Source organism: Enterobacter sp. N5-15, assembly GCF_057221635.1.
Genome location: NZ_CM170150.1, coordinates 3417122 through 3440072 on the forward strand (window position 1 = coordinate 3417122; position 22951 = coordinate 3440072).

21 protein-coding genes and 6 tRNA genes are annotated in these 22951 nt (G+C 54.1%); 15 read left to right on the top strand and 12 right to left on the bottom strand.

Annotation, left to right across the window (positions count from 1 at the left end):
* Positions 1-81: 81 nt before the first annotated feature.
* Positions 82-432: a DUF2502 domain-containing protein gene (locus AC2TE5_RS16140; protein WP_213328117.1), complete on the top strand. Its 351-nt coding sequence runs from the start codon at positions 82-84 to the stop codon at positions 430-432.
* A 33-nt stretch (positions 433-465) separates the two neighbouring features.
* On the opposite strand, the gene AC2TE5_RS16145 is transcribed toward AC2TE5_RS16140, so the two are convergent.
* A complete protein-coding gene (locus AC2TE5_RS16145; protein WP_063143495.1) occupies positions 466-1704 on the bottom strand; it encodes an Nramp family divalent metal transporter in 1239 nt (412 codons plus the stop codon).
* Positions 1705-2053: 349 nt separating this feature from the next.
* On the opposite strand from AC2TE5_RS16145, the gene AC2TE5_RS16150 reads away from it, so the two are divergent.
* The gene (locus AC2TE5_RS16150; protein WP_008501591.1) at positions 2054-3241 is read left to right on the top strand and encodes a NupC/NupG family nucleoside CNT transporter; all 1188 of its coding nucleotides are present in this window, start codon (positions 2054-2056) and stop codon (positions 3239-3241) included.
* A 45-nt stretch (positions 3242-3286) separates the two neighbouring features.
* Here AC2TE5_RS16150 and AC2TE5_RS16155 read toward each other — a convergent pair whose 3' ends face one another.
* The 3 genes from AC2TE5_RS16155 to AC2TE5_RS16165 all read right to left on the bottom strand — a co-directional run bounded on the left by AC2TE5_RS16155 (position 3287) and on the right by AC2TE5_RS16165 (position 5885).
* Positions 3287-5476 carry a sensor domain-containing phosphodiesterase gene (locus AC2TE5_RS16155; protein ID WP_484613353.1) on the bottom strand — a complete coding sequence of 730 codons (2190 nt, stop codon included), beginning with the start codon at positions 5474-5476 and terminating at the stop codon, positions 3287-3289.
* A 216-nt stretch (positions 5477-5692) separates the two neighbouring features.
* A tRNA-Ala gene (locus AC2TE5_RS16160) sits at positions 5693-5768 on the bottom strand.
* A 41-nt stretch (positions 5769-5809) separates the two neighbouring features.
* Positions 5810-5885, bottom strand: a tRNA-Ala gene (locus AC2TE5_RS16165).
* 217 nt (positions 5886-6102) lie between these two features.
* Between AC2TE5_RS16165 and AC2TE5_RS16170 the strand changes: the two genes are divergently transcribed.
* The gene (locus AC2TE5_RS16170) at positions 6103-6465 is read left to right on the top strand and encodes a YfeC-like transcriptional regulator (RefSeq protein WP_159514635.1); all 363 of its coding nucleotides are present in this window, start codon (positions 6103-6105) and stop codon (positions 6463-6465) included.
* Between the two features lies 1 nt (position 6466).
* Positions 6467-6850, top strand: coding sequence for a YfeC-like transcriptional regulator (locus tag AC2TE5_RS16175; protein ID WP_484612010.1), 384 nt, complete (start codon positions 6467-6469; stop codon positions 6848-6850).
* Positions 6851-6903: 53 nt separating this feature from the next.
* Here the strand turns inward: AC2TE5_RS16175 and gltX are convergent, their stop codons facing one another.
* Complete coding sequence (gene gltX, locus AC2TE5_RS16180; protein WP_213328115.1) at positions 6904-8319, bottom strand: glutamate--tRNA ligase; 1416 nt, start codon at positions 8317-8319, stop codon at positions 6904-6906.
* Between the two features lie 258 nt (positions 8320-8577).
* Between gltX and AC2TE5_RS16185 the strand changes: the two genes are divergently transcribed.
* The 4 genes from AC2TE5_RS16185 (at position 8578) to AC2TE5_RS16200 (ending at position 8955) form a co-directional block, all read left to right on the top strand.
* A tRNA-Val gene (locus AC2TE5_RS16185) sits at positions 8578-8653 on the top strand.
* Positions 8654-8694: 41 nt separating this feature from the next.
* A tRNA-Val gene (locus tag AC2TE5_RS16190) sits at positions 8695-8770 on the top strand.
* A gap of 29 nt (positions 8771-8799) precedes the next feature.
* Positions 8800-8875 (top strand) — tRNA-Val (locus tag AC2TE5_RS16195).
* Between the two features lie 4 nt (positions 8876-8879).
* Positions 8880-8955, top strand: a tRNA-Lys gene (locus AC2TE5_RS16200).
* Positions 8956-8998: 43 nt separating this feature from the next.
* Here the strand turns inward: AC2TE5_RS16200 and AC2TE5_RS16205 are convergent.
* From AC2TE5_RS16205 to xapA, 3 genes are all read right to left on the bottom strand, one after another.
* Positions 8999-9883 (bottom strand): LysR family transcriptional regulator, encoded by an 885-nt coding sequence (locus AC2TE5_RS16205; RefSeq protein ID WP_063143490.1) that lies wholly within the window; start codon positions 9881-9883, stop codon positions 8999-9001.
* A gap of 67 nt (positions 9884-9950) precedes the next feature.
* Positions 9951-11207, bottom strand: coding sequence for a nucleoside permease (locus tag AC2TE5_RS16210; RefSeq protein ID WP_484612011.1), 1257 nt, complete (start codon positions 11205-11207; stop codon positions 9951-9953).
* A 51-nt stretch (positions 11208-11258) separates the two neighbouring features.
* Positions 11259-12083, bottom strand: a complete 825-nt coding sequence (gene xapA, locus AC2TE5_RS16215) for a xanthosine phosphorylase (protein WP_213328112.1) — start codon at positions 12081-12083, stop codon at positions 11259-11261.
* Positions 12084-12290: 207 nt separating this feature from the next.
* Here xapA and AC2TE5_RS16220 point away from each other — a divergent pair, with 207 nt between their 5' ends.
* The gene (locus tag AC2TE5_RS16220) at positions 12291-12629 is read left to right on the top strand and encodes a FlxA-like family protein (RefSeq protein ID WP_029740388.1); all 339 of its coding nucleotides are present in this window, start codon (positions 12291-12293) and stop codon (positions 12627-12629) included.
* Here the strand turns inward: AC2TE5_RS16220 and AC2TE5_RS16225 are convergent.
* On the bottom strand, positions 12626-13561 hold the full coding sequence (locus AC2TE5_RS16225; RefSeq protein WP_484612012.1) for a LysR family transcriptional regulator: 936 nt from the start codon (positions 13559-13561) through the stop codon (positions 12626-12628). The genes AC2TE5_RS16220 and AC2TE5_RS16225 overlap by 4 nt on opposite strands.
* A gap of 89 nt (positions 13562-13650) precedes the next feature.
* Between AC2TE5_RS16225 and AC2TE5_RS16230 the strand changes: the two genes are divergently transcribed.
* Positions 13651-14646: a bile acid:sodium symporter family protein gene (locus AC2TE5_RS16230; protein WP_484612013.1), complete on the top strand. Its 996-nt coding sequence runs from the start codon at positions 13651-13653 to the stop codon at positions 14644-14646.
* On the opposite strand, the gene AC2TE5_RS16235 is transcribed toward AC2TE5_RS16230, so the two are convergent.
* From AC2TE5_RS16235 to zipA, 3 genes are all read right to left on the bottom strand, one after another.
* Positions 14643-14858, bottom strand: a complete 216-nt coding sequence (locus AC2TE5_RS16235) for a DUF3820 family protein (protein ID WP_003861328.1) — start codon at positions 14856-14858, stop codon at positions 14643-14645. The genes AC2TE5_RS16230 and AC2TE5_RS16235 overlap by 4 nt on opposite strands.
* A gap of 1 nt (position 14859) precedes the next feature.
* Positions 14860-16875: an NAD-dependent DNA ligase LigA gene (ligA, locus tag AC2TE5_RS16240; RefSeq protein WP_484612014.1), complete on the bottom strand. Its 2016-nt coding sequence runs from the start codon at positions 16873-16875 to the stop codon at positions 14860-14862.
* A 69-nt stretch (positions 16876-16944) separates the two neighbouring features.
* On the bottom strand, positions 16945-17922 hold the full coding sequence (gene zipA, locus AC2TE5_RS16245) for a cell division protein ZipA (protein WP_023332952.1): 978 nt from the start codon (positions 17920-17922) through the stop codon (positions 16945-16947).
* A 230-nt stretch (positions 17923-18152) separates the two neighbouring features.
* Here zipA and cysZ point away from each other — a divergent pair, with 230 nt between their 5' ends.
* The 5 genes from cysZ to crr all read left to right on the top strand — a co-directional run bounded on the left by cysZ (position 18153) and on the right by crr (position 22946).
* The gene (gene cysZ, locus AC2TE5_RS16250; RefSeq protein ID WP_029739991.1) at positions 18153-18914 is read left to right on the top strand and encodes a sulfate transporter CysZ; all 762 of its coding nucleotides are present in this window, start codon (positions 18153-18155) and stop codon (positions 18912-18914) included.
* A 163-nt stretch (positions 18915-19077) separates the two neighbouring features.
* The gene (gene cysK / locus AC2TE5_RS16255) at positions 19078-20049 is read left to right on the top strand and encodes a cysteine synthase A (RefSeq protein WP_014884739.1); all 972 of its coding nucleotides are present in this window, start codon (positions 19078-19080) and stop codon (positions 20047-20049) included.
* 317 nt (positions 20050-20366) lie between these two features.
* A complete protein-coding gene (gene ptsH / locus AC2TE5_RS16260; protein WP_000487600.1) occupies positions 20367-20624 on the top strand; it encodes a phosphocarrier protein Hpr in 258 nt (85 codons plus the stop codon).
* Positions 20625-20668: 44 nt separating this feature from the next.
* Entirely contained in the window at positions 20669-22396 is a 1728-nt protein-coding gene (ptsI, locus tag AC2TE5_RS16265; protein ID WP_023332954.1) for a phosphoenolpyruvate-protein phosphotransferase PtsI, read from the top strand.
* 40 nt (positions 22397-22436) lie between these two features.
* Positions 22437-22946, top strand: a complete 510-nt coding sequence (gene crr / locus AC2TE5_RS16270; RefSeq protein ID WP_003861316.1) for a PTS glucose transporter subunit IIA — start codon at positions 22437-22439, stop codon at positions 22944-22946.
* Positions 22947-22951: the final 5 nt, after the last annotated feature.

The window sequence follows — 22951 nt, forward strand, 5'->3', positions numbered from 1 at the left end:
GGCGATGAAACGAGGCTTTACCAACTCGTAATATTGCGTTAACAGGCCCAACAAAGGCCCCGATCGTGAAGGAGAAAGAGTATGTTCAGGTCACTGATTCTTGCAGCGGTATTACTGGCTTCAGCCCCGCTGATCGCCACTGCGGGCGAAATCACCCTGTTGCCATCAGTAAAATTACAAATTGGCGATCGTGACGACTACGGCAGATACTGGGACGGTGGCTACTGGCGCGACCGTGACTACTGGAACCGTCACTATGAGTGGCGCGGAGACCGCTGGTGGAAACACGATAACGGCAGACACCGCGGCTGGTATAAAGACAACGCCTATGAGCGCGGCTACCGTGAAGGCTGGAACGATCGTGACGACCGTCGCGGCGGCTGGGGTCGCGGCAAAGGTCACGGACATGGCCATCACGGTCATGACGACTAACAGCAAAAAGGAGCCTCCCGGCTCCTTTTTCTTTTAGAGTCCCAACGCGGTGCCAATCAGCAGCCACAGGTTCAGCGCCACCACCACCACCACGATGGCCCACCCGGTCCGTTTCACCAGCGTTGAGTTGACCAGTTCGCCCATCAGGGTTTTGTTGCTGGTAAAGATCAGCAGCGGCACCAGCGCCAGCGCGATACCAAAACTCAGCAGCACCTGGCTCATGACCAGAATTCGCGTTGGGTCGAGCCCCATCAGAATCACGATAAATGACGGGAGCATGGTAACAGAGCGACGAACCCACAGCGGAATATGGAACCGAACAAATCCCTGCATCACCACCTGGCCTGCCAGCGTGCCCACCACCGTCGAAGAGAGACCGGCAGCCACCAGGCTGAGACCAAATATCGTGGCGGCAGCATGGCTCAGTAACGGCTCCAGCGTGAGATAGGCCTGGTCGAGATCGGCAATACCGGTATGACCGTTAAAGTGGAAAGCCGCGGCTGCGGTAGCCATCATCGCCAGATTGACAAACCCCGCAATGGTCATGGCGATTGCCACGTCCCATTTGGTGGCGGAGTAACGCTCTTTGCGCGTCCCACCGTGCAGATGCTGAGTCAGCGAGGAGTGGAGGTAAATCACATGCGGCATGATGGTCGCCCCCAATACCCCGGCGGCCAGGAATACCGCTTCCGACGTTGGCAGGCTTGGGATCACCATACCTTTACCGAGCTGCGCCAGATTCGGCTGTGAGAAAATCAGCTCGACGATATAGGCCGCCGCAACAAACAGCAGCAGACCGCCGATGACCTTCTCCAGCGGCTTTTGGCCCCGACGCTGCAGCATCAGGATCAGGAAAGTGGCAATCCCGGTCAGTACCGCCCCCTGCAACAGCGACACACCCAGAATCAGCTTAAAGCCGATCGCTGCGCCGATAAATTCAGCTAGGTCAGTGGCCATGGCGATGATTTCAGCCTGAACCCAGTAGAGCCAGACGGCCGGACGCGGATAATGGTCGCGAATTTGCTCCGCCAGGTTTTTGCCCGTGGCAATCCCCAGCTTTGCGGAGAGCATCTGAATCAGCATCGCCATCAGGTTAGCCCAGACGACCACCCACAGCAGCTTATAGCCGAAGCTGGCCCCGGCCTGAATATTGGTCGCAAAGTTACCTGGATCGATATAGCCAATGGCAGCGATGAACGCAGGTCCCATTAATGCGAACCGCAGCTTGCGCGCGGCCCTGCCACTGCTACCCTCTACGCGACTGTTTGTCATTTCTGCCTCTGAAATATAGCCTTTGCTATGTTTAATGCTATCAAAATGAGAATGATTATCAAGATCATTTGTGAAGTTTACAGTGATTTCTCTGATAGCTTTGAACGATAGGCGGGCGGGTAAGTGGGGCGATCTAACAGAAACTGAAATCGCGCGCGCTTTTTGTGAAGACTAGCACACAAACTTAACTTTTCACTCATTTACCTAACATAACAAAAATGTATTGTGGATCACTATTTTTGAGACTCGTCACAGGATGTAACTATAGTGTGTCCTCGATCTCGTTTTCTTTTCGCTTGTTACATAGAATGTGCACGAAAATTAAACCTGCCTCATATTTGGAGCAAATATGGACCGCGTCCTTCATTTTGTCCTGGCACTTGTTGTCGTTACTGCACTTGCATTGCTGGTCAGCACAGACCGCAAAAAAATTCGTATCCGTTATGTTGTCCAGCTGCTGGTCATTGAAGTTTTACTTGCGTGGTTCTTCCTGAACTCCAACGTAGGCCTCGGCTTCGTAAAAGGCTTCTCCGAAATGTTCGAAAAACTGCTCGGATTCGCCAACGAAGGGACCAACTTTGTCTTCGGTAAAATGAACGACGAAGGTCTGGCGTTCTTCTTCCTGAAGGTTCTCTGCCCAATCGTCTTCATCTCCGCGCTGATCGGTATTCTGCAGCACATCCGCGTTCTGCCGTTCGTTATTCGTGGAATTGGCTTCCTGTTATCCAAAGTGAACGGCATGGGCAAGCTGGAATCCTTTAACGCCGTCAGTTCCCTGATCCTCGGTCAGTCTGAGAACTTCATCGCGTATAAAGATATTCTCGGCAAAATGTCCCGCAACCGCATGTACACCATGGCGGCAACCGCAATGTCTACCGTTTCCATGTCTATCGTGGGCGCGTATATGACCATGCTGGAGCCAAAGTATGTTGTTGCGGCGCTGGTTCTGAACATGTTCAGCACCTTTATCGTGCTGTCGCTGATCAACCCGTACCGCGTTGACGCCAGCGAAGAGAACATCCAGATGTCAAACCTGCACGAAGGCCAGAGCTTCTTCGAAATGCTGGGTGAATACATTCTGGCGGGCTTCAAAGTAGCGATTATTGTTGCCGCCATGCTGATCGGCTTCATTGCGCTGATTTCTGCGCTGAACGCCCTGTTCGCCGCGGTGCTGGGTATCTCCTTCCAGGGTATTCTGGGCTACATCTTCTACCCTGTTGCATGGGTGATGGGTGTTCCGGCTCACGAAGCGCTGCAGGTTGGGAGTATCATGGCAACCAAACTGGTTTCTAACGAATTCGTTGCGATGATGGATCTGCAGAAAATTGCCAGCACGCTTTCTCCGCGCGCGGAAGGCATTCTGTCCGTGTTCCTGGTCTCCTTCGCGAACTTCTCGTCCATCGGGATTATCGCGGGTGCGATTAAAGGTCTGAACGAAGAACAGGGTAACGTGGTTTCTCGCTTTGGCCTGAAGCTGGTTTACGGCTCTACGCTGGTGAGCGTCCTGTCTGCTTCCATCGCGGCACTGGTCCTGTAACCTTTAGCGTTAAACAAAAAACCGGGAGCCTGGCTCCCGGTTTTTTTATGCCCGCAACTCTTCCAGCGGTTTGGGTTTACCTATCAGGTAGCCCTGCAGGTAATCCACGCCAAAGCGAAGCAGCATCTCGCGCTGGGCCGGTGTTTCTACGTATTCCGCCACAACGCACAGCGATTTCGTCTTCGCCAGATTACACATTGACTGGACGATCATCGCATCCATATCGTCGGTACAAATGTCTTTAACAAAGCAGCCGTCAATTTTAATGATATCTGCCTGCAGGCGTCTGAGACGCTCGTAGTTGGCGTAGCCGGTACCAAAATCATCAATGGCAATCCGGAAACCGTAATCGCGCAGCTGCTGAATATTGTGCATGCTGCAGCCTGAATTTGAGAAGGCCTGCTCTTCGGTGATCTCAATCACGACGGCCTGAGGCGCAACGCCGTAGCGTTCAAAAAGCGCGCAAATCTCGGTCGCCACCTCTTTTTGCATCAGCGTGAGCGGCATCAGATTGACAGAGAAACGAGCACCAGCCTGCGTGGCAGGGTTATCGCGCAGCCACAGCAGTAATTTCTCCATAATGCACATATCAAACCGGTGGCTGAGGTTGAACTGGGCAATTAACGGAATAAAGCGGTCAGGAGTGAAGATCTCGCCCTCGCTCTCCATACGCGCCAGGATTTCGTAATACCCGCTCCCGTCCGCCTTCTGGATCGGCTGCGCGTATAAATGGAATCGATCCGTCTCCAGGGCATGCTTAATCCGCGCCAGCATCAGGACGCGCTCCGTTGTTTGCCCTGATGCCGCCTCGAGGCTATTCGTGAGTGCGAGAACGTTTTGCGCTCCGCTGGCCTGCTCTGCCAGCCAGCTCAGCTGCCCCAGCGTGTGATGCAGCTTTTCGCCATTTTCGACCATTCCCCAGGACGCGCCAAACTCAATATCCAGCCCTGCGTTGTTCCAGAAAATCTTACTGCTGTTGAGCCGATCGACCATATGCTGGAGACGTTCAGCAATTTCCGGCCCCAGTAATACCAGCACCAGCTCGCTTCCCGGGAGCTGGAAGAGCTTCTCATCCTTCTGCAAAAGTGGCTGCAGCGACGTGGCGATCGTGCGTTTGCAATGGACACGCATGAGGATCCCATAGTGTCGGCTCAAAAACTCCAGGTTATCCATACGCAGAATGCACACTTTGGCATCCGGGTGAGTCTCAAGATACTCCTCCAGCGCGCGAATATTGGGCAATCCTGTCAGCGGATCGGTGAGCGCTCTGTCCTGCCAGCCCCGCTTGAGCCATTCGCTACGCTGATAGATCCGCGACATGTAAAGCAGACAGATAGCGAAAGAGATAAGCACGGACAGGATAAAAGAGAGCGAATGGCCTGTTTCCACCCCGTTAAGGAAGTTGTAGTTGTAGGTCAACAGCAGGAGCGCGGATGCGGACCACAGCAGGGAGATAAGCGCATAGGTCAGGCGGCTTATCGCTAAGGTAAAAAGAATAAAAATCAGCGGCATCAAATAGCCGGCAATGACGGGTGATTCAAAAGGACCGCATAAAATGACGAGAATGAAACTTAAAAGCATTAGCCAGACAAAAATATATAATGAATTCTTGTGAAAAAACACGGGCTTCACGCTTTGTCGCCAGAAGTTCCTCGCATAGCGAGGATTAATTATCATTCTTAATGGGTAATAGAACATCATGGTAAAAATCAACGCCGCACAGATCAGGCTCAGTATATCTACAACGTTATAAATTACCGTTCCCTCGCCGAAAAAGGTCGATATTGTCACAGGAAAATCAAATAAATAGCCCGCCATATACATCGACAGCTTAATACCTATCGGCACGATAAAACCTAGCCAGAATATACGTAAACCGATGTGCTTGTTAGGGATACAGTAGCGCCAACGCTTACCCAGCATGATGCGCAGAACGCCGCAGGCCGTGAACAATGCAAAGGTCTGACAAAACAGTAATACTGCATATTGTAGCGGTGCTAAATTAATATAAAATAGATTAGTGACAGTAAAACCTAACACAATGGGAAGAATAGCCCTGCGCCCAAATAGCAGAACTATCGCCAGCATAACGCTCAGCGGTAGCCATGCTAAATAAACGTCGTGACCATTAACAATTGCACGGGGAGAGAGATAACGGGAGACAGGTACCGCAATCAGACAAAGTGTCAGGGCAATTATAAATATCTTTACATTATTGTACGTTTTTCTATTCATTAAGCTGATGAGTATATTATCCGTTCGAATCATTGACCGGATGGATAATAGGTTTATTAATTGCACGAATCAAGTTCAAGTCTATTTATAGACTGGTTTATTGATGTCGATTGAGGTGAGGTATGAGAATACCTGCTTTTTGATAACAAAATACGGGAGAGGGTGTTACAAACACATAAAAAAAAACCCTCGTCTTTTGACGAGGGTTTACAATTTTGGTGGAGCTAAGCGGGATCGAACCGCTGACCTCTTGCATGCCATGCAAGCGCTCTCCCAGCTGAGCTATAGCCCCACATGTTACTTTACTAACCGCACTCTGTTGGGTTCAGAGTTTGGTGGAGCTAAGCGGGATCGAACCGCTGACCTCTTGCATGCCATGCAAGCGCTCTCCCAGCTGAGCTATAGCCCCATCGTAAAGCTGTCATGTTGACGGGCGGCATAATATGAATTCCGCTGCGGAGTGTCAACGGCAAAATCAATTCCAGCCATTCAATCGCCGAAAAATCATGCAAATGAATCACTTTGCGAGCCTGCTCGCAGTCAGGAGTTAAGCCTGTCACGTTTTCACGTAAAACGGTGCTATAAAATGAGCCGTTAATTAACCCCACAGATATTCAGGAAATTGCATGATCAAGGAACGAATGACGCCAGAAGAGTTAGCCCTCCTCACTGGCTATAGCCGCCAGACCATCAATAAATGGGTACGCAAAGAGGGTTGGATTACGTCACCAAAGCCAGGCGTCCAGGGCGGGAAAGCGCGCCTGGTACATGTGAACGAAAAAGTCCGTGACTTTATCCGCAGCGCACGTCGGGCAAGTGAAACGTCCGAACTGCCAGAAGGCGCCAGCCATGAGGGTTCGCTTCACACCCTACTCCTGACGCTGGCCAATGAAATGACGCCGGAAGAGCAGAAGCAGATGACATCGCTGTTAATGCGGGAAGGGATTACCGGATTGTTGCAACGTTTAGGGATTCGCGATCAGAACTGATATGAAAAAATTACGTAGCAAAATGACCACGGAAGAGCTGGCGGAGAGTTTGGGCGTTGCCAGACAAACGGTTAATCGCTGGATACGCCAGCAGGGGTGGAAAACGGAAGGACTCAACGGCGTGAAGGGTGGTCGGGCACGGCTCATTCATGTTGATGCGCGCGTGAAGGAACATATTATGAGCCTTCCGGCGATCCGTAACCGTCAGGCGGTTTACCATCTCGCGGAGGTCACCGCTTCCTACAGTGAACCCTCTTCAAACCTGTCTCCGGGTATTATTGAGACGCTGGAGAGTATGACTCAGCCGGAGCAGAAGCGTCTGGACGCCTTATTGAAACGCGAAGGCATACACGGCTTTCTTACGCGGCTGGAAATCACGGAATAAATGGCATAAAAAAAACGGCAGGTTACCCTGCCGTTTTTTTATCTTAGGCGTAATTACTGCTGATTTTCGCGTTCAGCGATAAAGTCCAGCGCCTTGTTAATACGTGCCACGCTGCGTGACTTGCCGATGGCATGAACCGTCACATCCAGCGCCGGAGACTGACCCGCACCGGTCACCGCAACGCGCAGTGGCATACCGACTTTACCCATACCGACTTCCAGCTCGTCTGCCGTCGCCTGAATCGCGTGATGCACATTCTCAGCGGTCCACTCGGTGAGTGCAGCCAGCTTGTCACGCACCACTTCCAGCGGCTGACGCGCAACCGGACGGAGGTGTTTCTTCGCGGCGTCCGCGTCGAACGCATCAAACTCTTCATAGAAGTAGCGGCAGCTTTCGGCAATTTCTTTCAGCGTTTTGCAGCGCTCGCCGAGCAGTTTCACCAGATCCGCCAGCTCAGGGCCGGTGCGGGTATCAATATTTGCCTGCTCAATGTGCCACTGCAGATACGTCGCCACATATTCTGGCTGCATGGTATTGATGTAGTGATGGTTCAGCCACTGGAGCTTTTCGGTATTAAACGCGCTCGCTGATTTGCTTACAGAGCTCAGAGAGAACAGTTCGATCATCTCTTCGCGGCTGAAGATCTCCTGGTCACCGTGGGCCCAGCCCAGGCGCACCAGATAGTTCAGCAGCGCTTCCGGCAGATAGCCGTCGTCGCGATACTGCATGACGCTCACCGCACCGTGACGTTTAGACAGTTTTTTCCCGTCATCACCGTTGATCATGGAGACGTGCGCATAAACTGGCACAGGGGCATTCAGCGCCTTCAGGATGTTGATCTGGCGCGGGGTGTTGTTGATATGGTCTTCACCACGGACAACGTGGGTAATTTCCATATCCCAGTCGTCAACCACAACGCAGAAGTTGTACGTTGGGGAACCGTCGGTGCGACGGATGATCAGATCGTCCAGCTCCTGGTTGCTGAATTCAATTGGGCCGCGGATCTGGTCGTCAAAGATCACCGAGCCCTCTTGCGGGTTAGCAAAACGCACCACGCAAGGCTCATCAGCAGCATGCTCGCTGTGGTCGTGGCGGCAGCGGCCGTCATAGCGCGGCTTCTCACCGTTCGCCATCTGCGCTTCACGCAGCGCATCCAGACGCTCTTTCGAGCAGTAGCACTTATACGCCGTGCCCGCGACCAGCATCTCATCAATGACGGCGTTATAGCGGTCAAAGCGTTTGGTCTGGAAATACGGACCTTCGTCCCATTCCAGATTCAGCCAGTTCATCCCGTCCATAATGGCTTCAATTGCTTCCGGCGTGGAGCGCTCAAGATCGGTGTCTTCAATACGCAGCACGAACTCACCTTTGTTGTGGCGTGCGAAAAGCCAGGAATAGAGAGCGGTACGTGCACCACCGACGTGCAGATAGCCTGTCGGGCTCGGCGCGAAGCGAGTTTTGATTTTCATGAAATGGCCTTACGTTATAAAGATGCCGGCAATCGGCAAATTCTGGGGAAAAAACGATGGGCAATATTCTATCACTGTGGGGGGAATCCTCAATGTTGATCCCTTTATCGTGACCGAGTTTGCGATTTTTGTTTAGAAATCATGCGCCACAGCCCGTTTCACGATCGTTTTGTTTAATTTTACGACGAACGAATAAAAACTTTAGAAAATGCGTTGACTCATTTTCAACTCTCCCTATAATGCGACTCCACACAGCGGGGGTGATTAGCTCAGTTGGTAGAGCATCTCCTTTACACGGAGGGGGTCGGCGGTTCGAGCCCGTCATCACCCACCATCTACTTCGGTAGACTCGCAGTGTAGATAAGAATTGAGATTGGGCGATTAGCTCAGTTGGTAGAGCATCTCCTTTACACGGAGGGGGTCGGCGGTTCGAGCCCGTCATCGCCCACCATTCTCACCTTATCGCAGCAGTTCCGAAATGGGCGATTAGCTCAGTTGGTAGAGCATCTCCTTTACACGGAGGGGGTCGGCGGTTCGAGCCCGTCATCGCCCACCATTTCGGGTCGTTAGCTCAGTTGGTAGAGCAGTTGACTTTTAATCAATTGGTCGCAGGTTCGAATCCTGCACGACCCACCAATGTAAAAAGGCGCCCTAAAGGCGCCTTTTTGCTATCTGCGATTTACATCACCAGTGTTGCAATCAACGTCTTCACCGCGGGCGTAGCCTGCTTCTCGTCATACACCACATATAAATCTGCCGGTATACGCTCTTTCAGCGGGCGGAACACCACGCCCGGCCACTGCATTTGCGCGTAGCTGTCTGCGGCGAGCGTAATCCCCATCCCCATGCTGATCATCGCCAGCACCGTTTGCGGTTCAACGGCTTCACGCACAATCATCGGCGAAAAACCGGCCTGCTGGCAGACGCGATGTAAAAATGCCCAGTCTGAATGGGCAGACGGCATCGTGACAAAATACTCGTCCTGCAATTCTGCGAGCGCAATGGAAGGCTCCCTGACCAGCCGGTGATCTTCCGGCATCGCCACCAGAAAAGCCGCCTCACGCAACCGCAGGCTGGTAAACCCCGCGGTAGGTTCCGTTGCCATTCGCCAGATCCCGACATCCAGCTCCCGGCGCTCGAGCAGCGCCATCTGCATTACCGGCGATTTTTCGCGAAAAACGACATCAACGTTCGGATGCTCTTTCAGGAAAGCGCGCATCACCGTGCGCACCTCGCTCCACATGGCGGTGCCGACAATCCCCAGCTCAATGCGCCCTGCTTCCCCCCGGCCAATTTGCTCGACGCGAGCCAGAGCCTGGTTTGCGCTGGCGAGCAGCCGACGGGACTCTTCCATCAGCACTTTACCGGCATGCGTCAACGCGACGCTCCGCGAGTGGCGAATAAACAGTAACGTGCCCAGCTGACTTTCCAGCTCTTTAATATGCAGGCTTAACGGCGGCTGAGACATGTTGAGACGGGCCGCAGCCCGTCCAAAATGCAGTTCCTCCGCCACAGCCAGAAAATAGCGCAGCAGCTTGAGATCGGTCCGATAGACGCGTTCCATCAAAACATATCCTGGCGATAACACTTATGCGCCTACCTTAAAGCCTTTCAGCGTCCGGAGGGAAAATTTAGTGCGCAACTGTGCGCATCCCGCTGTTTTTACAGGTGTGGTGGTAGTTAAAGCTGAAGTAAAAGACCACCGCGAGCGCCAGGGCATAGGCCGCAAATACCAGCCAGATCGTCTGCCAGTCCTTCACCCCGTCCACCGAGAAATAATCCACTGCCATACCGCTCAATACCGAACCGAAATACGCCCCGATACCGTTAACGGTCGTCATAAACAACCCTTGCGCGCTGGCGCGGATATCGGCGCTGACCTCCTGTTCAACAAATACCGAGCCTGAAATATTGAAGAAGTCGAACGCGCAGCCGTAGACAATCATTGAGAGCATGAGCAGCACAAAGCCCGTCGCGGACGGATCGCCAAAGGCAAACAGCCCGAACCGCAGCATCCAGGCCACCATGCTCATCAGCATAACGGCTTTAATGCCAAATCGTCCGAGGAAGTACGGAATGGTCAGAATGAAGAACACCTCGGACATTTGCGAAACGGAGAGCAGAATGGACGGATATTTGACGATAAAGCTATCTGCATACGCCGGATTACGCGCAAAATCATGCAGGAAGGGGCTGCCAAACGTGTTGGTTATCTGCAGCACGGCGCCCAGCAGCATCGCGAATAAAAAGAACACCGCCATGCGGGGCTGTTTAAACAGGATAAACGCATTGAGGCCCAGCTTGCTTGCCAGAGACGGAGACGCTTTTGTCTTCGCAACCGGAATAGCCGGTAGCGTCAGAGAATAGAGCGCCAGCAGCAGGGACGCGGCAGCCGCTATATACAGCTGCACGTTGCTCAGCTCCGCCCCCATCAGGCTTATGGCCCACATCGCGGCAATAAAGCCCACGGTGCCATACACCCGCACTCGCGGAAAATGGCTTACCGTATCCAGCCCTGCCTGTTCAAGACAGGAGTAGGAAATGGTGTTCGACAGCGCAATGGTGGGCATGAACGCCATCGCATTCACCAGCATGACCCAGAACATCAGCCCGGGCTCATTGACCTGCGCGGCATAGCAGAGCGCGACGGCACAGACGAGGTGGCAAATCACGTAGGCACGGTCGGCCCGCAGCCACTTGTCGGCAATAATCCCCACCAGCGAAGGCATAACGATCGCGGCAAGTCCTTTGGAGCTGTACACCATGCCCACGTCGGAGCCGGTAAAGTGTAGGGTGTTAATCATGTAAGCGCCGAGGGTAACCAGCCAGCTCCCCCAGATAAAATATTGCATAAAGGACATCATCTTTAAGCGAGTCGTGATGTTCATAACCCATTCCTTATAGCAGTGTGGCCCTGGCGGGCCACTTTATTGTTTTACTCAGGCAATATGGCGAAGAAAACCGCAGATAAGATTGATAAAGTTCTGGCGGGAGAGCTCGGCGGCGGCAAGAGTTTGTTCATGCGAGAGTTTGACCTCACCCAGACCTTCGGCGAGATTGGTAATTGCAGAAACGGCCACGACCTTCAGGCCGCAGTGGCGCGCGGAAATCACTTCAGGCACCACGGACATCCCCACCACATCGCCGCCGATAATCTGCATCATGCGGATCTCGGCCGCCGTCTCAAAGTTCGGGCCGGGATAAGAGACAAACACCCCTTCATGCAGCGGGAAGCCTTCTTTCGTTGCCACGGTTTGCAGAGCGGCACGGTAATCCGCGTCGTAGGCATTGGCCAGAGAGAAGAAACGATCGCCAAAGCGCTCATCGTTCAGCCCCACCATCGGCGTGCCCGGCATGGTGTTGATATGGTCGCTCAGGGCAACCAGGCTTCCTGGCTGAACCTCCGGGCGCAGCGAGCCCGCCGCATTGGTGCTAAACAGCAGCTCGCACCCCAGCAGCGCAAAGGTGCGGATCGCATCGGTCATGATGGTCATCCCGCGCCCTTCATAGAAATGGCCGCGCCCCTTCATGCAGGCCACAGGCACCCCGGCCAGATGCCCGAGCACCAGCTCGCCGGCATGCCCATGCACGGTGCTCACCGGGAAGCCCGGCAGCTTTTCGTAGCTCAGGGAAACGGCGTCATCAATCTGGTCGGCGAGCGCGCCCAGGCCAGAGCCGAGAATAAACGCCACGCGAGGCGTGAAGTTCGGCTTAGCGGCGCGAATGATGTCGGCGCAGTACCACGGGTTATTCGAGAGGGTCATAGAGGCTCCTTAAGGATTAAGATCGCGATAGCGGGGATCGCATGACTTACGTCTTATATCCGCAGCCTGCCGGTGACCTCCAATACACTTTCACCGCACCATCAATACTGATTGTGTATCGATGCAACTCCCTGCCAGATATGGCAGTTTTGCTCAAGCTAATCCCGTCGGTGCCGATACCTCTGTTTTATAACGCGAGGAAAAAGTATGACGACCATTCAGGCTTCAACCCAACAGATTCAAACCAGCGGCGCGAGTGGAACTTCGAGCAGTAACGATATCTCTGCGCAAATCACCCGCATTCTCGACAAGATCAAAAAGCTGACTCAGCAGTTAAAAGAACTGGCAAACAGTCCCGTCAGCACCGATGAGAAGAAGAAGCAGCAGGAACTTATTCAGACCCAGATCAAAGTGCTGCAGGCGCAGCTCGCCGCGCTGCAGCGCCAGCAGGCCGAAGAGGCCCAGAAGAAGCAGGATCAAAAGCTGGGCAAAGTGGAAGGGGTGAACAGCCCGTCAGACACTAATCAGATTGATATCTACATCTAATCTTCTGATGCGTTAAACAGTGGGTCGCGTATGCGGGCTTCGGTTAATCGTTGTGCCTGGATACGCACCACTTCCCAGATAGCCTGCGCCGCCCCCGAGAGTGAGCGATTTTTTCGCCGCACCAGCATCAGCTTTCGCTCGACAACGGGCGTTAATCGCCTGACGGCCAGCCGGCTTCCCTGCGGCAGGGGAAGCGCCAGGGCGGGCAAGACGCTGATGCCAATACCGGCTTCCACCATCGGAAACAGCGTCGCCGGGTGACCAATCTCCTGCACGATAGTTGCTTTTACCCCCTGATTCACCAGCGCGGAATCAATCAGCGGACGGCTGCCCGAGGCATAATCCTGTAAAACCAGGTTCGCGCCCTGCAGGGACTGCCAGCTGACCTCCGGCAACGTGGCCAGCGGATCGTCGTCACGGCAGAGCAGCAAAAAGGGCTCAGAAAGTACGCTTTCGCACGCCAGATCGGTCACCTGACCGGGATCGATAACAATACCAAAATCCACATCTCCCTGGCGGATGCTCTCCAGCACCCACTGCTGTGGCCTGTCATGCAGGACAAAATCGATGTCCGGGTAGCGTTGACTGCCCTCGGCAATACACTGCGGAATAAGGTGCGCAGAGATCGTCTGACTGGCCGCGACGCGCACGGTTCCCGAAAGCTGCTGCCCCAGCCTCCCCACGTCTCTGAGCGTGCTGTTCAGCTCATCCAGCAGCCGTTCGAGGCGCAGGGCCAGCTGCTGCCCTGCTTCGGTCAACACCACTTCGCGCGTGGTGCGGTCAAGCAACTTCACCCCGGTCTGATTCTCCAGCTCTTTTACGCTGTGGCTGACCGCCGACTGGCTCAGACCAATGATATCCCCTGCCCTGCTAAAGCTGCGGGCATGGGCAACGGTGACGAAAATACGAAGCTGACGTAAGGAGTAATTCATCTGTTTAGTTCATGAATGGATGCAATAAATCAATTTTATTTCTCAAATGGAAAAAAGCACAATAGCGATATCTGATTTCAGGAGTCATTATGAAACTATTTCGTATTCTTGATCCATTCACGCTTACCCTGGTAGTTACCGTATTACTGGCCTCGTTTTTCCCGGCTCGCGGCGGTTTCGTCCCATTCTTTGAAGGGCTGACCACGGCGGCCATCGCGTTGCTGTTCTTTATGCATGGTGCCAAACTCTCCCGCGAGGCCATTATCGCGGGCGGCGGACACTGGCGACTGCACCTGTGGGTGATGTGCAGCACCTTCATCCTGTTCCCGATACTCGGCGTACTGTTTGCCTGGTGGGCACCGGTCAATGTCGACCCAACCCTGTATACCGGGTTCCTGTATCTGTGCATTCTCCCCGCTACCGTGCAGTCTGCCATCGCCTTTACCTCGCTGGCAGGCGGCAACGTAGCGGCAGCCGTTTGTTCAGCGTCCGCCTCCAGCCTGTTAGGGATTTTCGTCTCTCCGCTGCTGGTGGGCCTGCTGATGAACATGCACGGTGCGGAAGGCAACCTGGAGCAGGTCGGCAAAATCTGTCTGCAGCTGCTGCTGCCGTTTGTGCTGGGACATCTTTCCCGACCGTGGACCGGCGCGTTTGTGGCGAAGCATAAAAAATGGATTTCAAAAACCGACCAGACCTCAATTCTGCTGGTGGTTTACTCCGCCTTCAGCGAAGCGGTCGTGAACGGGATCTGGCACAAGGTGGGCGCAGGCTCGCTGCTGTTTATCGTGGTGGTCAGCATCGTCCTGCTGGCGATTGTGATTGCGGTAAACGTCTTTGTGGCGCGCAGGTGCGGCTTCAACAAAGCGGATGAAATTACGATTGTGTTCTGCGGTTCGAAAAAGAGCCTGGCGAACGGTATCCCGATGGCCAACATTCTGTTCCCGACCTCGGTGATTGGGATGATGGTGCTGCCGCTGATGATTTTCCATCAGATCCAGCTGATGGTCTGCGCGGTGCTGGCGCGTCGCTACAAGCGCCAGACCGAGAAGCTGGCGCAGGAAGAGACCCGCGCCGCGAAGGCTTAAGGACGTTTCAGGGGCTGAACCAGCTGGGTCAGCCCCTCGGTTTTGATCAGTAACGTGATAGCCATCAGCTCGCCCAGCCGCCCTGCCGGGAATTCATCCTTGCGGGCAAACCACAGCAGATACTCCTCCGGCAAATCAATCAGCCTGCGGCCCTTGTATTTACCGAACGGCATCTCCGTATTGGCGATCTCAACGAGCTGTTCTTTCTCCACGTTACTCTCCCAACAGACGCATCATTTCCGCTTCATCGATCACTGCAATGCCGAGCTCCTGGGCTTTCGCCAGCTTCGAACCCGCCGCTTCACCGGCGATCACCAGGTCGGTTTTCTTCGACACGCTGCCCGCCACTTTGGCCCCCAGCGCCACCAGACGCGCTTTCGCATCGTCGCGTGAAAGCTGGCTCAGGCTGCCGGTCAGGACTACCGTTTTACCGGCGAACGGGCTGTCGATCTCTTCGGCGTTGACCACCACCGGCGCGGGCCACCTGATGCCCTCTTCCAGCAGCTTGCCGATGACTTCACGGTTGCTCTCTTCGGCGAAGAAGTTAAAGACGTGCGTGGCAACGACGATGCCGACATCCGGAACTTTCTGCAGCTCGTCAATGCTTGCCTTTTCCAGCGCCTCCAGCGTACCAAAGTACGCCGCCAGGCCCGCGGCCGTCGCTTCACCCACTTCACGAATGCCCAGCGCGTACAGGAAGCGGGCGAAGGTGGTCTCTTTCGCGGCTTCCAGCGCGTTAACCACATTCTGGGCTGACTTTGGCCCCATGCGATCAAGGCCAGTCAGTTTACCTGCCGTCAGCCTGAAGAGATCCGCTGGCGTGTGGACATACTCTTTCTCAACCAGCTGATCGATAATTTTATCGCCCATGCCGTCAACGTCCATCGCCCGACGGGAGACGAAGTGCTTCAGCGACTCTTTACGCTGCGCGCCACAGATTAAGCCCCCCGTACAGCGCGCCACCGCTTCGCCTTCCACACGCTCAACGTCAGAGCCGCACACCGGGCAGTGGGTCGGGAAGACGATCTCGCGCGTTTCGGCAGGGCGTTCTGACTCCACGACGTTAACCACCTGCGGGATCACGTCGCCCGCGCGGCGAATCACCACTTTGTCACCAATGCGCAGGCCCAGGCGTTCGATTTCATCGGCGTTATGCAGCGTGGCATTACTCACCAGTACGCCCGCCACCTGCACGGGCTCGAGACGAGCAACCGGGGTAATGGCACCCGTACGGCCGACCTGGAACTCTACGTCGCGGACGAAGGTCATCTGCTCCTGAGCAGGGAACTTAAACGCCACCGCCCAGCGCGGCGCGCGCGCCACAAAGCCCAGCTGTTCCTGCAGCGCCAGTGAATTCACCTTGATGACGACACCATCAATATCAAACCCGAGCGTCGGACGGTCCTCTTCCACCTTGTGGTAGAACGCCAGTACCGCTTCCGGCGAGTCGCAGAGCTGAACGCGGTTGCTCACCGGCAGGCCCCACGCTTTAAACTGCAGCAGACGCCCGAGGTGCGTGTCCGGCAGCTCGCCGCCCTCAAGAATACCCACACCGTAGCAGAAGAAAGTAAGCGGTCGCTTCGCGGTGATACGCGGGTCAAGCTGGCGCAGAGAGCCTGCCGCCGCATTACGCGGGTTTGCAAACACCTTCCCGCCGGTGCGACGCGCCTCTTCGTTAATTTTCTCGAAGCCCGCCTGGGGCAGGAACACCTCGCCGCGCACTTCCAGACGCGCAGGAATGTTGTCACCCTGCAGTCTCAGCGGGATCGCGCGGATGGTACGCACGTTGGTGGTGATGTCTTCGCCCGTCGTGCCGTCGCCACGCGTCGCTGCGCGCACCAGCACGCCGTTTTCGTAGAGAAGACTGACCGCCAGCCCATCCAGCTTGAGCTCGCAGCACCAGGTGAGGAAGTCGCTGCTTTTCAGGCGATCCTGCACGCGCTTGTTAAACGCCAGAAAGCTCTCTTCATCGAAGACGTTATCCAGCGACAGCATCGGCACTTCATGGCGCACCTGGCTGAACGCCCCCAGCGGCTCAGCGCCAACGCGCTGGGTGGGGGAGTCCGGCGTAATGAGCTCTGGATGCTGCGCCTCTAATTCGCGCAGCTCGCGCATCAGGCGGTCATATTCCGCATCCGGGACTTCCGGCGCGTCCATAACATGATAGAGATATTCATGATGGCGAAGCGTGGTTCGCAGTTCAGTGAGTTGTTGTTCGATTGAGTCCATATCGCACCATCAATGAGAAAAAACCCCCGACAGGCGGGGGTTGAGGAGGAGTCGAAGTAAACGCGACGATTACGCGTTAGCTTCCTTAACTTCGCGGATGCGGTCCTGATACTCGCGCAGCTTCTGCGGGGTCATCATTCGACGCTGATCGTCGAGCACCACGCCGCCGACTTCGTCAGCGATGTGCTGAGCGGACTGCAGCATCAGCTTAAAGTTTTGCAGTTCGTCGCCGTAGGACGGCACCTGCATAAAGATAGTCACGCCCGGGGTCACGAAATCACCGGTCATTTCCGGATCAAAGGTGCCAGGGTTAACCATGTTGGCCAGGCTGAACAGCGCCGGGCCGCTACCGTCAGGGCTCAGGTGGCGATGGAAAATGTTCATATCGCCAAACTTGAAGCCTGCCTGTTGAATACTGTTAAGCAGCACGTCACCGTTTAGATGGCTACCGTGATGCGCGGCCACGTTCATGATGATTACCGCTTCTTTACGCTGCGGTTTTTCAACAACCGGCTCTGGCTCTACAACGGGCTCAGGCTCAACGTGCGGTGCCGGAGCAGGCTGAGGCGCAGGCTGCACGTGAACAGGCTGCTGCGGCTGTTGTACAGGCTGAGCAGGCTGTTGTTGCACGGGCTGCTGCACCGGTTGCTGTTGAACCGGCTGGGCAGGCTGCTGATAGACAGGCTGTTGCGGCGGCTGGCGCACCGGCTCTTCCACAGGCTGAGGCGCTGGCTGGCGCGGCTGTGCAGAAGCATACGGCGGTTGATACTGGTGCTGCGAAGGACGAGGCGCTTCATGCTCCCCATGGCCTGCGCCGGGCGCAGTATTGACCCGATGAACACGAACTTCACCCACGCCGTCGTCATCGCTGCCGTCGATGTCATCTTCACTGTCATCGTCGTCACGACTGGACTTCATGCGCTTCAGTGGGCGATCGCGAAACATCGAGGAACGCTCTTTACGGCTGGTCCAGAAACCATGTACCAGTAAAGCGATTATGGCGATCGCGCCAACAATGATTAATATCAGACGCAAATCCTGCATCATTATATTCTCTGTTGTTCTAACACCTTGCCACCACGGCAAACATTTACTCACTAAGAGTATTTGCCGTTTACGTCAAGTGCAAGTGTGTGCAGAGCATTCACAGCATAAAGATGAAGGAAATCGTGCTTTTTGCTGGTTTTTCGAACATTTCCGAACTGGTCATTGCTCCGTAAGTGGATAATATAGGCGGGCAATTCCACTGGTTGTGTAAAAAGGAGTACAGCCTGGCTATGGTTTCAACATCTTCTTCTCCCCCGCGCAGCGGCGTCTGGTATTTTTCTCAGGGCTGGAAACTGGTCTCCCTGCCGGGGATTCGACGCTTCGTCATTCTCCCGCTGTTGATCAACATTATTCTGATGGGCGGCGCGTTCTGGTGGCTGTTCACAAAGCTGGAGAGCTGGATCCCGTCGCTGATGAGCTATGTGCCGGACTGGCTACAGTGGCTTAACTACCTGCTCTGGCCGGTGGCGGTGATCTCCGTGCTGCTGGTGTTTGGGTATTTTTTCTCGACGATTGCGAACTGGATAGCCGCACCGTTTAACGGTCTGCTGGCGGAACAGCTGGAAGCGCGGCTTACCGGCGCAACGCCGCCGGATACGGGCGTGCTGGGGATCATGAAAGACCTGCCACGCATAATGAAGCGCGAGTGGCAGAAGTTTGCCTGGTACCTGCCCCGCGCGATCGTGCTGCTTATCCTCTACTTTGTGCCAGGCATTGGCCAGACGGTGGCGCCGGTGCTGTGGTTCCTGTTCAGCGCCTGGATGCTGGCCATTCAGTACTGCGATTATCCGTTCGATAACCACAAGGTGCCGTTTAAAGCGATGCGCACCGCCCTGCGCAGCCAGAAGGTCGCCAATATGCAGTTTGGCGCGCTGACCAGCCTGTTCACCATGATTCCCTTCCTGAATCTGTTCATCATGCCCGTCGCCGTCTGCGGCGCGACGGCGATGTGGGTCGACTGCTACCGTGCTAAGCACGCGTTATGGAAATAATGCAAAAATGTGTAAAGCAGGGGTGGCTTATGCCGCCCCTTATTCCATACTGATCCCCATTATTTCCTTGCAGTATATAGATATGCGAATTCCTTACTTCCCCCTACCTGCTTAGCAGGTATGCTGGGTCGGTATCCCAATTTCATACAGTTAAGGACAGGCCATGAGTAAGATTTATGAAGACAACTCGCTGACTATCGGTCATACGCCCCTGGTTCGACTGAACCGTATCGGTAATGGACGCATTCTGGCGAAGGTCGAATCACGTAACCCGAGCTTCAGCGTAAAATGCCGTATCGGTGCAAACATGATTTGGGATGCTGAAAAACGTGGCGTACTGAAGCCTGGCGTTGAGCTGGTGGAACCGACCAGCGGCAATACCGGTATCGCTCTGGCCTATGTGGCGGCCGCGCGTGGCTACAAGCTGACGCTGACCATGCCAGAAACCATGAGCATCGAGCGTCGTAAGCTGCTCAAAGCGCTGGGCGCGAACCTGGTGCTGACCGAAGGCGCGAAGGGCATGAAGGGTGCCATTCAGAAAGCCGAAGAGATTGTGGCCAGCGATCCGGCGAAATATCTGCTGCTGCAGCAGTTCAGCAACCCGGCTAACCCGGAAATTCACGAGAAGACCACCGGTCCGGAAATCTGGGAAGATACCGACGGCCAGGTTGACGTCTTTATCTCCGGCGTAGGTACCGGCGGTACGCTGACCGGCGTGTCACGCTATATTAAAGGCACAAAGGGTAAAAAAGACCTGATCACCGTTGCCGTTGAGCCGACTGACTCACCGGTTATCACCCAGGCACTGGCGGGTGAAGAGCTCAAACCAGGCCCGCATAAAATCCAGGGTATCGGCGCAGGCTTCATTCCGGGCAACCTGGATCTGAAGCTGATCGATAAAGTGGTTACCATCACTAACGAAGAAGCCATCTCTACCGCGCGTCGCCTGATGGATGAAGAAGGTATTCTGGCGGGTATCTCTTCCGGTGCGGCCGTTGCGGCAGCGCTCAAACTTCAGGAAGATGAAGCCTTTACCAATAAGAATATTGTGGTTATCCTTCCTTCCTCGGGTGAGCGTTACTTGAGCACCGCACTGTTTGCCGATCTGTTTACCGAAAAAGAGCTGCAACAGTAGTGCCAGCATGTTAATAACGCGTAAAAAAGCACCTTTTCAGGTGCTTTTTTGTGGCCTGCTTCAAACTTTTGCCCCTCCTGGCATTGCTTCACCCCGTTGGGTCTGGTATTTAAACCAGCAATTATTTTGATGCGTGAAATTAATCAGTGAACGAAATAGCCTTGCTGAATCGATTTTATGATTTGGTTCAAGTCTTGCTTTCGCTGCATAATGTTTAATGACGATCGAAACGTCAGCGCTAACAATACAGGCTAAAGTTCAGTCGCCAGGCTAGACTTTAGTTCCACAACACTAAACCTATAAGTTGGGGAAATACAATGTTCCAGCAAGAAGTTACCATTACCGCTCCGAACGGTCTGCACACCCGCCCTGCTGCTCAGTTTGTTAAAGAAGCAAAAGGCTTCACTTCTGAAATCACTGTGACTTCCAACGGCAAAAGCGCGAGCGCAAAAAGCCTGTTCAAACTGCAGACTCTGGGCCTGACTCAGGGCACCGTTGTCACCATCTCTGCAGAAGGTGAAGACGAGCAGAAAGCAGTTGAGCATCTGGTTAAACTGATGGCTGAGCTCGAGTAAGTTTCCGGGTTCTTTTAAATATCAGTCACAAGTAAGGTAGGGTTATGATTTCAGGCATTTTAGCATCCCCGGGTATCGCTTTCGGCAAAGCACTGCTGCTGAAAGAAGACGAGATCGTCATCGACCGGAAAAAAATTTCTGCCGACAAGGTTGATCAGGAAGTTGAACGTTTTCTGAGCGGTCGTGCCAAGGCATCTGCGCAACTGGAAGCAATCAAAACTAAAGCTGGCGAAACTTTCGGTGAAGAAAAAGAAGCCATCTTCGAAGGGCACATCATGCTGCTCGAAGATGAGGAGCTGGAGCAGGAAATCATAGCCCTGATTAAAGATAAAGGCATGACGGCCGACGCGGCTGCGCATGAAGTTATCGAAGGTCAGGCAACTGCCCTGGAAGAACTGGATGATGAATACCTGAAAGAGCGTGCGGCTGACGTACGTGACATCGGTAAGCGCCTGCTGCGCAACATCCTGGGCCTGGCCATCATCGACCTGAGTGCGATTCAGGATGAAGTGATCCTGGTTGCCGCTGACCTCACCCCGTCTGAAACCGCACAGCTGAACCTGAAAAAGGTCCTCGGTTTCATCACCGACGCGGGCGGCCGTACCTCCCACACCTCAATCATGGCGCGCTCTCTGGAACTGCCTGCCATCGTGGGTACCGGTAGCGTCACCTCTCAGGTGAAAAACGGCGACTATCTGATTCTGGATGCCGTAAACAATCTGGTTTACGTCAACCCAACCAATGAAGAGATCGATAAACTGCGCGCGGTTCAGGAGCAGGTTGCGACTGAAAAAGCGGAACTCGCTAAGCTGAAAGACCTGCCGGCCATCACCCTGGACGGCCATCAGGTAGAAGTGTGCGCAAACATCGGTACCGTCCGCGACGTTGATGGCGCTGAGCGCAACGGTGCGGAAGGCGTAGGTCTCTATCGTACAGAATTCCTGTTCATGGACCGCGACGCGCTGCCAACGGAAGAAGAGCAGTTTGCTGCTTATAAAGCCGTGGCTGAAGCGTGCGGCTCTCAGGCGGTTATCGTCCGTACCATGGACATCGGTGGCGACAAAGAGCTGCCGTACATGAACTTCCCGAAAGAAGAGAACCCGTTCCTGGGCTGGCGTGCAATCCGTATCGCAATGGATCGTAAAGAGATCCTGCGTGACCAGGTTCGCGCGATCCTGCGTGCCTCTGCTTTCGGTAAACTGCGCATCATGTTCCCGATGATCATCTCTGTTGAAGAAGTGCGTGCACTGAAGAAAGAGATCGAAATCTACAAACAGGAACTGCGCGACGAAGGTAAAGCATTTGACGAGTCAATTGAGATCGGCGTGATGGTGGAAACACCAGCGGCGGCGACCATTGCGCGTCATTTAGCCAAAGAAGTTGATTTCTTTAGTATCGGCACCAATGATTTAACGCAGTACACCCTGGCAGTTGACCGTGGTAATGATATGATTTCACATCTCTACCAGCCAATGTCACCGTCCGTACTGAACTTGATCAAGCAAGTTATTGATGCTTCTCATGCAGAAGGTAAATGGACTGGCATGTGTGGTGAGCTTGCAGGCGACGAACGTGCTACACTTCTGTTGCTGGGTATGGGTCTGGACGAATTCTCTATGAGCGCCATTTCCATCCCGCGCATTAAGAAGATTATCCGTAACACGAACTTCGAAGATGCGAAGGTATTAGCAGAGCAGGCTCTTGCTCAACCGACAACGGACGAGTTAATGACGCTGGTTAACAAGTTCATTGAAGAAAAAACAATCTGCTAATCCACGAGATGCGGCCCAATTTACTGCTTAGGAGAAGATCATGGGTTTGTTCGATAAACTGAAATCTCTGGTTTCTGATGATAAAAAAGACTCCGGAACTATTGAGATTGTTGCTCCGCTCTCCGGCGAGATCGTCAACATCGAAGACGTGCCGGATGTAGTGTTTGCTGAGAAAATCGTTGGTGATGGCATTGCTATCAAACCAACTGGCAACAAAATGGTTGCTCCAGTTGACGGCACCATCGGTAAAATTTTTGAAACCAACCATGCGTTCTCTATCGAATCTGATAGCGGTATCGAACTGTTCGTTCACTTCGGTATCGACACCGTTGAACTGAAAGGCGAAGGCTTCAAACGTATCGCGGAAGAAGGCCAGCGTGTTAAAGTTGGCGACCCGGTGATTGAATTCGATCTGCCACTGCTGGAAGAAAAAGCCAAGTCTACCCTGACGCCGGTTGTTATCTCCAACATGGACGAAATCAAAGAACTGATCAAACTGTCTGGCAGCGTCACCGTGGGTGAAACCCCGGTTATCCGCATCAAGAAGTAATTCTT